The 13,722-nt window shown below is 60.1% G+C and carries 13 protein-coding genes; 4 read left to right on the top strand and 9 right to left on the bottom strand.

The genetic code is table 11. From position 1 onward, the window contains the following. Positions 1–195: 195 nt before the first annotated feature. From NH234_RS03705 to NH234_RS03675, 7 genes are all read right to left on the bottom strand, one after another. The gene (locus tag NH234_RS03705) at positions 196–912 is read right to left on the bottom strand and encodes an ABC transporter ATP-binding protein (RefSeq protein ID WP_064388664.1); all 717 of its coding nucleotides are present in this window, start codon (positions 910–912) and stop codon (positions 196–198) included. Beyond that, positions 909–1,781 carry an ATP-binding cassette domain-containing protein gene (locus NH234_RS03700; protein WP_065258801.1) on the bottom strand — a complete coding sequence of 291 codons (873 nt, stop codon included), beginning with the start codon at positions 1,779–1,781 and terminating at the stop codon, positions 909–911. Before NH234_RS03700 ends, NH234_RS03705 begins: the two co-directional genes overlap by 4 nt. Then, positions 1,778–3,079, bottom strand: coding sequence for a high-affinity branched-chain amino acid ABC transporter permease LivM (gene livM / locus NH234_RS03695; protein WP_085732683.1), 1,302 nt, complete (start codon positions 3,077–3,079; stop codon positions 1,778–1,780). The genes NH234_RS03700 and livM overlap by 4 nt, the downstream gene beginning before the upstream one ends. Positions 3,080–3,082: 3 nt before the next feature. After that, positions 3,083–3,997, bottom strand: coding sequence for a branched-chain amino acid ABC transporter permease (locus tag NH234_RS03690; RefSeq protein WP_007950661.1), 915 nt, complete (start codon positions 3,995–3,997; stop codon positions 3,083–3,085). Positions 3,998–4,142: 145 nt separating this feature from the next. Further along, entirely contained in the window at positions 4,143–5,276 is a 1,134-nt protein-coding gene (locus tag NH234_RS03685) for an ABC transporter substrate-binding protein (RefSeq protein WP_085711176.1), read from the bottom strand. Positions 5,277–5,640: 364 nt separating this feature from the next. Then, positions 5,641–6,924, bottom strand: a complete 1,284-nt coding sequence (locus tag NH234_RS03680) for an FAD-binding oxidoreductase (RefSeq protein ID WP_085732682.1) — start codon at positions 6,922–6,924, stop codon at positions 5,641–5,643. A gap of 88 nt (positions 6,925–7,012) precedes the next feature. Continuing rightward, on the bottom strand, positions 7,013–8,503 hold the full coding sequence (locus tag NH234_RS03675; RefSeq protein WP_085732681.1) for an aldehyde dehydrogenase family protein: 1,491 nt from the start codon (positions 8,501–8,503) through the stop codon (positions 7,013–7,015). Positions 8,504–8,664: 161 nt separating this feature from the next. On the opposite strand from NH234_RS03675, the gene NH234_RS03670 reads away from it, so the two are divergent. The 3 genes from NH234_RS03670 to nadE all read left to right on the top strand — a co-directional run bounded on the left by NH234_RS03670 (position 8,665) and on the right by nadE (position 11,733). Then, entirely contained in the window at positions 8,665–9,570 is a 906-nt protein-coding gene (locus NH234_RS03670; protein ID WP_085732680.1) for a LysR family transcriptional regulator, read from the top strand. 107 nt (positions 9,571–9,677) lie between these two features. Beyond that, positions 9,678–10,901: a nicotinate phosphoribosyltransferase gene (gene pncB / locus NH234_RS03665; protein WP_085648080.1), complete on the top strand. Its 1,224-nt coding sequence runs from the start codon at positions 9,678–9,680 to the stop codon at positions 10,899–10,901. A 4-nt stretch (positions 10,902–10,905) separates the two neighbouring features. Beyond that, positions 10,906–11,733 (top strand): ammonia-dependent NAD(+) synthetase, encoded by an 828-nt coding sequence (gene nadE, locus NH234_RS03660; RefSeq protein ID WP_085732679.1) that lies wholly within the window; start codon positions 10,906–10,908, stop codon positions 11,731–11,733. Between the two features lie 73 nt (positions 11,734–11,806). Here the strand turns inward: nadE and NH234_RS03655 are convergent, their stop codons facing one another. Beyond that, complete coding sequence (locus tag NH234_RS03655) at positions 11,807–12,106, bottom strand: hypothetical protein (RefSeq protein WP_367255648.1); 300 nt, start codon at positions 12,104–12,106, stop codon at positions 11,807–11,809. Between the two features lie 191 nt (positions 12,107–12,297). Next, positions 12,298–12,744, bottom strand: a complete 447-nt coding sequence (azu, locus tag NH234_RS03650) for an azurin (RefSeq protein ID WP_367255647.1) — start codon at positions 12,742–12,744, stop codon at positions 12,298–12,300. A 341-nt stretch (positions 12,745–13,085) separates the two neighbouring features. On the opposite strand from azu, the gene NH234_RS03645 reads away from it, so the two are divergent. Beyond that, positions 13,086–13,673 carry a TIGR00730 family Rossman fold protein gene (locus tag NH234_RS03645; RefSeq protein WP_367255646.1) on the top strand — a complete coding sequence of 196 codons (588 nt, stop codon included), beginning with the start codon at positions 13,086–13,088 and terminating at the stop codon, positions 13,671–13,673. The last annotated feature ends 49 nt before the right edge of the window (positions 13,674–13,722 follow it).

Raw genomic sequence — 13,722 nt, 5'->3', positions numbered from 1 at the left:
CTCCACAGCAAACGGGGACAAGTCAAAACTGTGGAAAAACAGCGATTTGCAGCGTCTATATGTCGCGCTTTGGCAGGTTGGGGATTTTGTTTTCCACAATTTCGGGAATGGCGTGGATCGTGATCGATTCTGGATACAAAAAAGCCCCGGGACTCGCATCTCGGGGCTCTGTATCGCTGTGGAAAACCTGAGAACTCAGTGCCCGCCGAGATAGGCGTTACGCACCTCCTCGTTCACCAGCAATTCCTTGCCGGTGCCCGTCAGGCGGATCTCGCCGTTGACCATCACGTACGCCCGGTCGGACAGTTTCAACGCGTGGTTGGCGTTCTGCTCGACGAGGAAAATGGTCATGCCGGTCTTCGCCAGTTCCCGCAGGGTGGCGAAGATCTGTTTCACCACGATCGGCGCCAGGCCCAGGCTCGGCTCATCCAGCAGCAAGAGCTTGGGTCGGCTCATCAGGGCCCGGGCGATGGCCAGCATCTGCTGTTCACCACCGGACATGGTCATAGCGCGCTGGTTACGGCGCTCTTCGAGCCGCGGGAACAGCTCGAACATGCGCTGCATGTCTTCCTTGGCGTACTTGTCGCCGATCGGAATGGTGCCCATCAGCAGGTTTTCCTCGACGGTCATGTCGGGGAACACCCGCCGCCCTTCCGGCGACTGCGCGATGCCGTTGGAGGCGATGTAGTGCGATGACTTGTGGGTAATGTCCACGCCCTGATACAGGATCTGCCCGCCCGCCGCCCGTGGCTGGCCGAAGATCGACATCAGCAGCGTCGACTTGCCGGCACCGTTGGAGCCGATCAGGCTGACGGTTTCCCCTTCGTTGATCTGCAGCGAGACGCCTTTGAGGGCCTGGATCGGGCCGTAGAAAACGTCCAGATCCTTGAGTTCGAGGATGGGTTGCGTCATACGACTTCCTCTTCGTCGGCGCCCAGGTAAGCCGCAATCACCTTCGGATCGTGGCGGATATCGTCCGGACCGCCCTCGGCGATGACGATGCCGTGGTCCAGCACCACGATGTGATCGGAAATGCTCATTACCATGCCCATGTCGTGTTCGATCAGCACCACGGTCAGATCGTGCTCGTCGCGCAGCAGCCGGATCATCGCGCTCAGCGCTTCGGTTTCCTGAGGGTTGAGGCCGGCGGCCGGTTCGTCGAGGCAGATGATCTGCGGCCGTGTGCACATGGCCCGGGCGATCTCCAGACGGCGCTGCTGGCCGTAGGACAGTTCACCGGCCAGACGATTGGCGCAGTCCACCAGATCCACCACTTCCAGCCAGTAGAACGCGCAGTCCAGCGCATCGCTTTCGGCCTTGCGGTAACCCTTGGTGTTGAGGATGCCAGCCAGCATGTTGCGGTTGACCCACATGTGCTGGGCCACCAGCAGGTTTTCCAGCACCGACATTTCCTTGAACAGGCGAATGTTCTGGAACGTCCGAGCAAGGCCCGCGCGGTTCACCAGGTGGGTGCCGCCGAACATCTTGTAGTACAGGCGACTGGCGAAGTTCTTCGGCGAGACGAAATCGGTCGGTTTGAACGATTCGCCCAGCAGCTTGATGACGTTGGTCTGCTGACCGCGCACGTTGAGTTCGATCTTGCCGCCGGAGGCCTTGTAGAACCCGGTCAGACAGTTGAACACCGTAGTCTTGCCGGCGCCGTTGGGGCCGATCAGGGCGAAGATCGAGTTGCGTTTGACCTTCAGGCTGACGTCGCTCAAGGCCTTGATGCCACCGAAGTGCATCATCAGTTTTTCAACAGAGAGTACGACTTCACTCATGGCGCAGTCCTCTCATAGTGAATGGCACCTTTGCGTGGAGTGACCCCGGTACGGCTGATACGGATCAGCCCGCGAGGTCGCCAGATCATCATCAACACCATCAGGATCCCGAACAGCAGCACACGGTATTCGGCGAAGCCGCGCAGCAGTTCCGGGGCGACGGTCAGCACGAACGCAGCGATCACCACGCCGATGGTCGAGCCCATGCCGCCAAGCACGACGATGGCGAGGATCAGCGCCGATTCGAAGAAGGTGAACGAGGTCGGGTTGACGAAGCCTTGGTAAGTGGCGAAGAACACACCCGCCAAACCGGCGGTAGATGCGCCGATGGTGAACGCCGAGAGCTTGACCAGCACGTGGTTGAGGCCCATCGAGCGGCAGGCGATTTCGTCTTCACGCAGGGCTTCCCAGGCGCGACCGACCGGCATCTTCACCAGACGATGCTTGATGTACAGCACGGCCAGAACCACCAGGAACAACACCGTATAGATGAAGTAATACTTCACGTCCGGGTTGTAGGCGATGCCGAAGAACTCGTGAAACGGCACCCCGCCATCCTTCGCCCGCTTGCCGAACTCCAGACCGAAGAACGTCGGCAGTGGTGCCGGCATGCCGTTTGGACCGCCGGTCAGCGACAGCCAGTTGTTGAGGATCAGACGGATGATTTCACCGAAGCCCAGCGTCACGATCGCCAGGTAGTCACCGTGCAGGCGCAATACCGGGAAACCGAGGATGCAACCGGCAAGGCCAGCGGTGATCGCCGCCAGCGGCAGCACCGTCCAGAAGCCCAGCCCGAGGTACTGATAACCGAGCGCCAGACCGTAGGCGCCGATGGCGTAGAACGCCACGTACCCGAGGTCGAGCAGGCCGGCCAGGCCGACCACGATGTTCAGCCCCAACCCCAGCAGCACGTAGATCAACCCGAGGATGACCACGCCCAGCAGGTAGGAGTTGGAAACGAATGGCACGATCACGGCCAGCACGATCAGCAGCGGGATGATCCAGCGCAGCCTGGATTTGTGATCGGCGGGCAGCACATGCACGCCGGAACCAGTGCTTTCGAATCCTTCGAGGATTTTCAGGCCTTTGGGCGTCTGCAGGAACAGGCTCAAGGCAAACCGGCCAGCCATGACGATGGCAATGATCCACGCCACGCGGGTCGCTTCGAGGTTGAAGCTGTAGCCGTCGAGTACCACGCCGACAATCGGCCCGAACACGATCAGGGCGATCAAACCGGCGAGAATCGCCTCAACCAGGCTTTTTTTGACATCAATGGATTTTGTAGTGGTTGAAGACATCGCTTACACCTTCGACACAAGAGGACGGCCCAGCAGACCCTGAGGCCGGAAGACCAGAACAAGTACGAGCAGCGAGAAGCTGAACACGTCTTTGTAGTCGGAGTTGACCAGGCCCGAGAACAGCGACTCGGAGATCCCGAGGATGATCCCGCCCAACATGGCGCCAGGCAGCGAGCCGATTCCGCCGAGCACCGCGGCGGTAAACGCCTTGATGCCGATGACGAAGCCTGCGTAGAAGTCGAACGTGCCGTAGTTCATCGTGATCAGCACGCCGGCCAGGGCCGCCATCGCTGCACCGATGATGAACACATAGGAAATCACCCGGTCGGTGTTGATCCCCAGGATCGAGGCCATCTTGCGGTCTTGCTGGGTGGCGCGGCACATGCGGCCGAGCTTGGTGTACTTGATCACGTAGGTCAGCAGGCCCATCCCGACGAACGCCGCGACGAGAATGAAGATCTTGGTGTAGGTCAGCTGGACGAAGCCCGAGCCGACGTCGATGCGCCAGGCGCCGGTGAGCAGCGTCGGAACACCCTGTTGACGGGCGCCCTGGCTGATCTGCGCATAGTTTTGCAGGATCAGGGAGATACCGATGGCGCTGATCAGCGGTGCCAGTCGGGTGGAGTTGCGCAGTGGTTTGTAGGCGATGCGTTCGATGACCCAGCCATACACCCCCGTGACGACGATGGTGAAGACCAGTGTGCCGAGCATCAGCAGCGGGAAGGATTCGATACCGAAGTAAGCCAGCAGAGCCAGACTGATTGCCGCGAGGTAAGCGGAAATCATGTAAACCTCGCCGTGGGCGAAGTTGATCATGCCGATGATGCCGTAGACCATTGTGTAGCCGATGGCGATCAGGCCATAGACCGACCCGAGGGTCAGGCCGTTGACCAGTTGCTGCAGGAAAATACCATCCATAACGCAATCTCACGCAGTGAGAACCTGCACACCCGGAGGCGCGCGGTTCTTCTAGGAAAAATACAGATTTACGTCGGAGCAATGTCAGCCACGACCGGGCTGCCCCCACAGAAGTTCTGTGGAGGTCAGCCGATCGCGTCAGTCCTTACTTCTGTTTTTCCAGCTGGTGATATTTGCCGGTCGCGTCCCACTGGTAGACCACGTAGTCGGAGACTTTCAGGTCGCCCTTGGCGTCCCAGGTCTTCTCGCCCATCACGGTTTTCACAGGGTTGGCTTTCAGCCATTTGGCAGCGTCTTCGCCCTTGTTGGACTTGGCGCCATTGAAGCCGGCGGCCAGGGCCTGGATCGAGGCGTAGGCGTACAGGGTGTAGCCTTCAGGCTCGGTGCCGGCCTTGCGGAAGGCATCCACGACAGTCTTGCTTTCCGGCAGCAGGCGCGGGTCGGCGCCGAAGGTCATCAGCACGCCGTCGACGTATTGCGGGCCACCGGCGGTGGTCACCAGTTCGTCGGTCACGATGCCGTCGTCAGACATGAACTTCACGTCTTTCAGGCCTTCGGTACGCAGTTGCTTGACCAGTGGACCGGCTTCCGGGTGCAGGCCGCCGAAATAGACCACGTCGGCACCGGCCGCGCGGATCTTGGTGACCACGGCGCTGAAGTCTTTCTCGCCACGGGTCAGGCCTTCGTACAACACCGGCTTCACGCCGCGTTTTTCCAGCTGAGCCTTGGTCGCATCGGCCAGGCCCTGACCGTAGGTGTCCTTGTCGTGCAGCACGGCCACTTTCTTGCCCTTGAGCACGTCGACAATGTAGTCGCCGGCGACGATGCCTTGCTGGTCGTCACGCCCGCACATACGGAACATGGCGCTCAGGCCGCGCTCGGTCACCTGCGGGTTGGTGGAACCCGGCGTGATCGCGATGATGCCGGCTTCGTCGTAGATCTCCGACGCAGGAATGGTGGAGGACGAGCAGAAGTGGCCAACCACACCGGCGACTTTCTGGTTGGTGAGATCCTTGGCGACCGTGACTGCCTGTTTCGGTTCGCAGGCGTCATCGCCTTTGACCAGGACGATTTTCTCCCCGTTGACGCCGCCCGCCGCGTTGACCGCATCGGCCGCCGCCTGTGCCCCCTTCATGTACTGCTCGCCAAATGCCGCGTTGGCGCCAGTCATAGGGCCCGCTACACCGATTTTCACATCAGCTTGTGCAAACGCAGAAACACCCAGCGCAGTAGCCACTGCGAGGGCCAGAAAGCCTTTCTTGTAAAACGTCTGGGACATGAGGTGGTGCTCCAAGGTTTTTTTTAGTTGGCACTGCGACTTCACTGGATTGCTCAGAGCAAGGGCCGTGCCATCGGTTTTTTATTCTTCAAAAAGTCGCTGCTTTCTTGTTATTTCGACTGTTTCGTTCCCATTTTCATTGGGCGTGCAACCGTCTAAACCGCGGAAGGTGAAACCATTTGTTTTTTCAGGCGCAACCCGCACGCGCCATCATTGCAACCGCGGCGCCGAATGACGTGCAACCAGCCTGTAACAGCCCGCGTCACCGAACTGCACACTGCTGGTGCGGGACTGCTACAACCCGCACCATTACAGGCTAGTCGCTACGCCAAAAAGCGCCGCTTCACGCAACATATTTCAACACTCAAATGACAATGCGCAGGCACTGGCCCGCGTGATACAGCGAGAACCCGGCCTCGTACAGGCAACTGCGCAAGCCCACGCCTGCCAGGGGCTGCATCGGTGCAAAGGGAATCGGCAATGCTTGAGGATTTCCGTTACACAGGTAATCGGCGAAGGCCTTTCCGACCACGGTGCCGGTGGTCACGCCACGACCGTTGTAACCGGTGACGGCCACCAGTCCGGGCGCAGGTTCGAACAGGCGCATCAAGTGATCGGGAGTAAAAGCGATGCGCCCGGTCCAGGTGCATTCCCACTCCACGGGTTTGAGTTTGGGGAAGTAATGCTGCTGCACCCGGTCGGCCCAGGCCTTGAGAAACCAGGTGGGTTTCTGATTGCCGTTACCGAGGCTGCCCAGCAAAAGACGCCCGTCCTTGTCGCGGCGGATACTGCTCAGCACCTGGCGGGTATCCCACGAGCCCTGTCCGCCCGGCAGAATTTCCTGTGCAGCATCTTCGGTAAGCGGTACCGAAGCGACCTGATAGTAGTAACCAGGGAAGAAATTGCGTTTGAGTTCGGTCCAGTCGCCCTCGGTGTAGGCGTTGGAGGCGATCACCACCTGCTCGGCAAGCACCGAACCCTGCTCGGTCTGCACCGACCATTGCTGGCCCTGGCGTTCAAGGCGCGAGACCGGGGAGTGATCGAACATCTGTCCGCCAAGACTGATGACCGCGTTGGCCAGCCCCGTGACATAAGCCATCGGATTGAGTGTACCGGCGCGCCGGTCGAGCAGCGCAGCGGCGATCTTTTGCGTACCGGTCGCCTGCTCACAGGCCTTGCCGGTCAGCAGTTCGACCGGCGCCCCCCGGCGCTTCCACTGTTCTTCGCGACTGCGCAGGTCCGCCTCACCCTTGGCGTTGTGCGCCATGTGCAGGGTGCCTTCGCGGCGCAACTGGCAATCGATGTTGTATTTATCCACAAGGCTGAACACCAGCGCCGGCGCCGCACCCAGCATGCGGTTGAGCTGACTGCCGACCGTCTCGCCGAAGCCGGCCTCAATCTCGTCCGGCGGGATCCACATCCCGGCATTGACCAGTCCGACGTTGCGCCCGGAGCCGCCATGCCCGGCGCGATGGGCTTCGAGCACGCAGACGCTTTTGCCCTTTTCCAACAGATGCAGCGCCGCCGACAGCCCGGTAAACCCGGCGCCGATCACGCAGACATCAACCTTGACCTCGCCCCTGAGCGCCGTGTTATCCGGTCGTTGCGGCGTGAGTTTTTCCCACAGACATTCTTCGCGTAACGGCATTGCCAGACTCCAACAGAAACCTGCCAAACACACTTAAAAGATCATTCCCACGAGTGCGTGGGAATGATCGATAGCTTTGAGAAAACTGTCAGTCGAACGTGATGCCCTGCGCCAGCGGCAACTCCAGCGAGTAGTTCACGGTGTTGGTCTGCCGGCGCATGTAGGCGCGCCACGCATCCGAACCGGACTCACGACCGCCACCCGTTTCCTTCTCGCCACCGAACGCACCGCCGATTTCCGCGCCGCTCGGGCCGATGTTGACGTTGGCGATGCCGCAGTCACTGCCGACCGCCGACATGAATTTCTCGGCCTCGCGCACATCGGTAGTGAAGATGCACGACGACAGGCCTTGCGGCACGGCGTTGTTCAGGCGCAGCGCCTCATCGAAATCGCTGTAGCCGACCACGTACAGGATCGGTGCGAAGGTTTCGCTGCACACCACGTCGCTCTGCTCCGGCATTTCAACGATGGCCGGCGACACGTAGTAGGCGTTGGGGAATTGGTCTTCCAGCTGGCGCTTGCCACCGAACACCCGGCCGCCCTCGCTCAGCGCTTGTTCCAGCGCGTCCTGCATGTTTTCGAAGCTGTGCTTGTCGATCAGCGGGCCGATCAGGTTGCCTTCCAGCGGATGGCCGATACGGACTTTGGAGTACGCGGCTTTCAGGCGGGTGACGATTTCTTCTTTCACCGATTCATGGGCGATCAGGCGACGCAACGTGGTGCAACGCTGACCGGCGGTGCCGACGGCGCTGAACAGGATGGCGCGCACAGCCATGTCCAGATCGGCGCTCGGGCCGAGGATCATTGCGTTGTTGCCGCCCAGTTCAAGGATGCTGCGGGCGAAGCGCGCGGCGACTTTCGGCGCCACTTCGCGGCCCATGCGGGTGCTGCCGGTGGCGCTGATCAGCGCCACACGCGGGTCATCCACCAGTGCTTCGCCGGCATCGCGACCACCGATGATCACCTGGCTCAGGTGCGCCGGGGCATCGCCGAAGTTCTTCAGTACCCGTTCAAACAACGCCTGACAGGCCAGGGCGGTCAGTGGGGTTTTCTCCGACGGCTTCCACACCACCGGGTTGCCACAGACCAGCGCCAGCGTGGTGTTCCACGCCCACACCGCGACCGGGAAGTTGAACGCACTGATCACGCCGACCACGCCCAACGGGTGCCAGGTTTCACGCATGTGGTGGCCAGGGCGCTCGGAAGCGATGGTCAAGCCGTACAATTGGCGGGACAGACCAACGGCGAAGTCGCAGATGTCGATCATCTCCTGCACTTCACCGAGGCCTTCCTGGGTGATCTTGCCTGCTTCCCACGACACCAGCTCGCCGAGGTCGGCCTTGTATTCACGCAGCACTTCACCGAACTGACGCACCAGTTCGCCGCGACGCGGGGCCGGCACCTTGCGCCATTGTTCGAACGCATGATCTGCGCGACTGATGTGCTGCTCGACTTCGGCCGGGCCTTCCCAGTTCACGGCGCCGATGCGGCTGCCGTCGATGGGCGAATGCACCGGCACTTTGCCGTTCTGATACAGGGCCGGGTTCACACCAAGACGATCAAGCAATGCGGCAACCATGGGTCACTCCTCAAGCAAAAAACTGAATGTGTGCGGTCGCGTTTTCACGACCGGGCAGGCCTTTAGTTGTAGCTTCAGGAAGGCCGTGCAACAAACGACCTTTACGCGAGATATCATTCCGTTTATTCATGCTGCGCAGAAAGACAAGAAAAGGATTGCCCATGCTGAACAAACGCCACTTGCCGTCGATCACCGCGCTGCAGTGCTTCGAGGCCGTGACCCGGCACCTGAGTTTCACCCGGGCCGCCGAGGAACTGAACCTGACCCAGAGCGCCGTCAGCAAGCAGGTGGCGCAACTTGAAGAACTGTTACAGCACTTGCTGTTCCGTCGGGTCCGCCGCCGTTTGCAGATGACCCCGGCCGGCGATCTGTATCTGGTGGAAGTCAGAAAAATCCTGACCCAGGTCGAGATGTCGACCCATTACCTGCGCTCCTACGGCGGCGAGACCGAAGTCCTGCGAGTCTCCACGCCCTCGACCTTCGGCGCCCGCTGGCTGGTGCCGCGCCTCAAGGGCTGGCGCCTGCGTCATCCGTCGATTCATCTGGACCTGTGCAACGAACAGGAAGCCGATGACTTGCTGCAAGGTCGCAGCGACCTGGCGTTCTATTTCGGCCAGGGTTCACGCCCCGGCACCGAGTGCCTGAAGTTGTTCGGCGAAGAGCTGGTTCCCGTGTGCGCACCGGGCAGCCTGCCGGACACGCCGTTGACTGATCCAACGCAACTCACCGATCTGGTGCTGCTGCAGAATGCTTCGCGCCCGCAAGCGTGGCACGACTGGTTCGACAGCCAGGGCTACCAGACCGAACACAGCTACCACGGCCCGCGTTTCGAAACCTTTTATATGTGCATTCGCGCCGCCCAGGTCGGCTGCGGTGTTGCCCTGTTGCCGAGGTTCCTGGTGGAAGAGGAATTGGCCGACGGCAAACTGGTCATTCCCTGGCAGCATGCAATGCCCAGCACTGACGCGTATTACCTGGCCTACCCGGAACACGCGGCGGAAGTGCCCAAGGTGCGGGATTTCGTGAGGTGGATGCTGGAGCAGATCGGCAGTCCTGACGCGGTCTGAGGGCCGCTGCCGAGATAAAAATCGCTGGCAATCCACACCCCGGATATGCGCCACTAGCGCCATTGATTGATACCGCGCCAACGCGCGGCCCGCCTGGAGACCCCGTTATGAGCGAGAGTGTGTTTGCCGATCGCATCGTGCAGAACCTGCTCGACACCGACTTCTACAAACTGACGATGATGCAGGCGGTGCTGCACAACTACCCCAACGTCGAAGTCGAATGGGAGTTTCGTTGCCGTAACAGTGAGGATCTGCGTCCGTATCTGGCGGAGATCCGCTTCCAGGTCGAGCGTCTGGCCGAGCTGAGCCTGAGCGCCGATCAGTTGAGCTTTCTCGAGCGCATCTCGTTCCTCAAGCCGGATTTCCTGCGTTTCCTCGGTCTGTTCCGTTTCAACCTGCGCTACCTGCACACCGGCATCGAGAACGGCGAGCTGTTCATCCGCCTGCGCGGGCCGTGGTTGCATGTGATTCTGTTTGAAGTGCCGTTGTTGGCGATCGTCAGTGAAGTGCGCAACCGCTATCGCTACCGCGAAACGCTGCTGGAACAGGCCCGCGAACAGCTTTACCGCAAGTTCGACTGGCTGACGGCCAATGCTTCGGCCGAAGAACTGTCGCAGTTGCAGGTCGCGGATTTCGGCACACGTCGCAGGTTTTCCTACCGCGTGCAGGAAGAAGTGGTGAATGTGCTCAAGCACGACTTCCCAGGACGCTTCGTTGGCACCAGCAACGTGCACCTGTCCCGTGAGCTGGACATGAAACCACTGGGCACCATGGCCCACGAGTGGATCATGGCGCACCAGCAACTCGGCCCGCGACTGATCGACAGCCAGATTGCCGCCCTCGATTGCTGGGTTCGCGAATATCGCGGCTTGCTGGGGATCGCGCTGACCGACTGCATCACCACCGATGCCTTCCTCGGCGATTTCGATCTGTTCTTCGCCAAGCTTTTCGACGGCCTGCGCCACGACTCCGGGGACCCGGTATTGTGGGGCGAAAAGTGCATCGCGCATTACCATAAGCTCGGCATTGACCCGATGAGCAAGACCCTGGTGTTCTCCGACAGCCTGACGCTGCCCAAGTCGCTGGAGATCTTCCGGGCACTGCGGGGGCGGATCAATGTCAGCTTCGGCATCGGCACCAACCTCACCTGTGACATTCCGGGTGTCGAGCCGATGAGCATCGTGCTTAAAATGACGGCCTGCAACGGCCAACCGGTGGCGAAGATCTCCGATGAGCCGGGCAAGACCCACTGCAAAGACCCGAATTTCGTCGCCTATTTGCGACACGTTTTCCAGGTTCCTGCCGTTTCCAGCCTTTCTAGCAAGGAGTGAATTCATGCAAGCCGTACAGCGTGAGATTGCTGAACAGCTCAACGTTCAGCCGCCGTTCGCCGATTACCAGGCCCTCGAAGCGGAAGTCGCCCGACGCATCACCTTCATCCAGGATTGCCTGACCAGTTCCGGGCTCAAGACCCTGGTGCTGGGCATCAGCGGCGGCGTGGACTCGCTGACCGCGGGCCTTTTGGCCCAGCGCGCCATGCGTGAACTGCGCGAGCGCACCGGTGACGAGGCCTACAAGTTCATCGCCGTGCGCCTGCCGTACGACGTGCAGTTCGATGAACACGACGCCCAGGCCTCGGTGGACTTCATCGCCCCGGACGAGCGCCACACCGTCAACATCGGCCCGGCAGTGAAATCCCTCGCCAACGAAGTCGCAGCCTTCGAAGGCAAGCACGCGGTGTCGGTGGATTTCGTGCTCGGCAACACCAAGGCGCGGATGCGTATGGTCGCCCAGTACACCATTGCCGGCGCGGCCCATGGCCTGGTGATCGGCACCGATCACGCGGCGGAAGCGGTGATGGGTTTCTTCACCAAGTTCGGTGACGGCGCCTGCGACCTGGCCCCGCTCAGCGGTCTGGTGAAGAACCAGGTCCGGGCCATCGCCCGCAGCTTCGGCGCACCGGAATCGCTGGTGGAAAAAGTGCCGACGGCGGACCTGGAAGACCTGTCGCCGGGCAAGCCGGACGAGGCCTCCCACGGCGTGACCTACGCCGAGATCGACGCGTTCCTGCACGGCGAGCCGGTGCGTCAGGAAGCGTTTGACATCATCGTTAGCACTTACAAGAAGACGCATCACAAGCGCGTAATGCCGTTTGCGCCGTGAGAGAAGGTTGAAAAACTCGCTACTCCATCGAGTAGCGGGTTTGAACCAACAAATAGCCAGAAAGTCGCAGGTGTTACAGCTTAGGTTTAAAATTTATCACCCACGGAGATGAAACCTCCGTTCTGCTTACAGCTTTAAACGTCTTAAGGCCGTAGTCGTTGTTGTAGGTTTGGAACTGAACATGCCAGATGCCAAGATCGTCTGCTTTGCTTCCCCCGGCTTCCGGGGTACCTGAAACTGTGAGGTCCATTTGAGCCCCGGGAGCGGCGGAGCCAGAAAAATATACGGTACACTCATTTGTGTCCCCCCCATTGGGAATCTCCTTCCCAGCGCTATCCACTGCTTGTTGAATACTCGGTACGGTATTGTTCATGGCCGTGATTCCTCTGCATGAATGAGTCTTTGCGTCAAAACACGCAACGCACCCGCATTGGATACCGAAATAAATTCGATGCCTACTGTCAGAAATAACAGGTTCCGTCATTTGACCGACGAACGGGAAAGACGAAAAAAGCCGCTGTAGCGAACTACAGCGGCTTTTTTATTGATCTGTTTTCCCAAAATCTATTTCAGTGTCACGGTGCCTTTCATCATCGAGATGTGGCCCGGGAACGAGCAGAAGAAGCCGTACTTCTCGTCAGCCTTGAGCTTGGACACGTCGATGGTCAGCGAGTCGGTTTCCTTGGCGCCGATGATCTTGGTGTGGGCGATGACGCGCTCGTCGCCGTCCTTCAGGTAGTTCTTGTCGATACCGGCAGCCAGGCCGTCGGTGGCGATCGGCTGCATGTCAGCGGTCTTGCTGACCACCAGGTTATGGCCCATGACGTTCTTCGGCAGGCTGCCGGAGTGGGTCAGCTCGACGGTGAAGGTCTTGCAGCTCTTGTCGATTTCGATGGCCTTGGTGTTGAAGGACATCTGGTCGGTGGAATCAACGGTGGTTTTGCACTCGGCAGCCATCAATTGGCTGCTGGCCAGCGCCAGCAGGGATACCGCAACAACTTTGGAAAACATGGTGAATCTCCAAGGCAGGGTTAACAAAAACACGAATGGTTGGAAGACTGCCTGAAATCTTCGCAAGTTCCTATGACTTGAGTCAAAAATTGTATACAACTTTCAGGCTATGACACTCATCGAAACAATCTAACAGCCAGACGATTGGCCGGGCCGTATCTTCAGGGCTCAACACTCATCTGGAGTATCCGTCATGTCCTTCAACAGCCTGTTGTGCAGTCTGCTCGCCGCCTACGCCTGTGGTGCCAGCGGCACCTATGAAACCCCGAAACGCGAAGTCTAGCCCTTGGATCAAGGCGTGCCAGCCATTACCCTGTGACCGATTGACCCAGGAGGAAGGCATGTCTCTCACATCCGTTTGTGTATTTTGCGGTGCCAACGCCGGCACCACCCCGGCGTACACCGAAGCCGCCATCGCCCTCGGCACAGCTCTCGCCAAGCGTAAGCTGACGCTGGTCTACGGCGGTGGCGCCGTCGGCCTGATGGGGATTGTCGCCGACGCGGCGCTGGCGGCCGGTGGCGAAGTGATCGGTATCATTCCGCAGAGCCTGATGGACAAGGAAATCGGTCACAAAAGCCTGACCCGCCTGGAAGTGGTCGATGGCATGCACGCCCGCAAGGCGCGGATGGCCGAACTCAGCGATGCGTTCATCGCCCTGCCCGGCGGCCTCGGCACCCTTGAAGAGCTGTTCGAAGTCTGGACCTGGGGCCAGCTCGGCTACCACGGCAAGCCGCTGGGCCTGCTGGAAGTGAACGGTTTCTACAGCAAACTCACTGCATTTCTCGATCACATCGTCGGCGAAGGCTTCGTTCGCGCACCGCACCGTGACATGCTGCAAGTGAGTGAATCGCCGCAATCGTTGCTCGATGCCCTCGACCACTGGAAGCCCACCGTCACCCCAAAATGGGTCGACCAGAAACCCGGTTAACCCCCGAGCACCGATACAGGGCAGAATACGCGCCGCTCAACCTCACCTT

The organism is Pseudomonas sp. stari2 (assembly GCF_040760005.1).
Classification (GTDB): Bacteria; Pseudomonadota; Gammaproteobacteria; order Pseudomonadales; family Pseudomonadaceae; genus Aquipseudomonas.
The sequence above is the reverse complement of the archived record's forward strand: the minus strand, read 5'-3'. Positions and strand labels throughout refer to the sequence as shown.

Bases quoted from the DNA above. Each gene is read 5' to 3' on its own strand.
- NH234_RS03685 (WP_085711176.1), bottom strand. From the start codon at position 5,276: ATGTCCCAGACGTTTTACAAGAAAGGCTTTCTGGCCCTCGCAGTGGCT.
- nadE (WP_085732679.1), top strand. From the start codon at position 10,906: ATGCAAGCCGTACAGCGTGAGATTGCTGAACAGCTCAACGTTCAGCCG.
- NH234_RS03675 (WP_085732681.1), bottom strand. From the start codon at position 8,503: ATGGTTGCCGCATTGCTTGATCGTCTTGGTGTGAACCCGGCCCTGTAT.
- NH234_RS03705 (WP_064388664.1), bottom strand. From the start codon at position 912: ATGACGCAACCCATCCTCGAACTCAAGGATCTGGACGTTTTCTACGGC.
- azu (WP_367255647.1), bottom strand. From the start codon at position 12,744: ATGTTTTCCAAAGTTGTTGCGGTATCCCTGCTGGCGCTGGCCAGCAGC.
- NH234_RS03655 (WP_367255648.1), bottom strand. From the start codon at position 12,106: ATGAACAATACCGTACCGAGTATTCAACAAGCAGTGGATAGCGCTGGG.
- NH234_RS03670 (WP_085732680.1), top strand. From the start codon at position 8,665: ATGCTGAACAAACGCCACTTGCCGTCGATCACCGCGCTGCAGTGCTTC.
- NH234_RS03680 (WP_085732682.1), bottom strand. From the start codon at position 6,924: ATGCCGTTACGCGAAGAATGTCTGTGGGAAAAACTCACGCCGCAACGA.
- NH234_RS03645 (WP_367255646.1), top strand. From the start codon at position 13,086: ATGTCTCTCACATCCGTTTGTGTATTTTGCGGTGCCAACGCCGGCACC.
- NH234_RS03700 (WP_065258801.1), bottom strand. From the start codon at position 1,781: ATGAGTGAAGTCGTACTCTCTGTTGAAAAACTGATGATGCACTTCGGT.
- livM (WP_085732683.1), bottom strand. From the start codon at position 3,079: ATGTCTTCAACCACTACAAAATCCATTGATGTCAAAAAAAGCCTGGTT.
- pncB (WP_085648080.1), top strand. From the start codon at position 9,678: ATGAGCGAGAGTGTGTTTGCCGATCGCATCGTGCAGAACCTGCTCGAC.
- NH234_RS03690 (WP_007950661.1), bottom strand. From the start codon at position 3,997: ATGGATGGTATTTTCCTGCAGCAACTGGTCAACGGCCTGACCCTCGGG.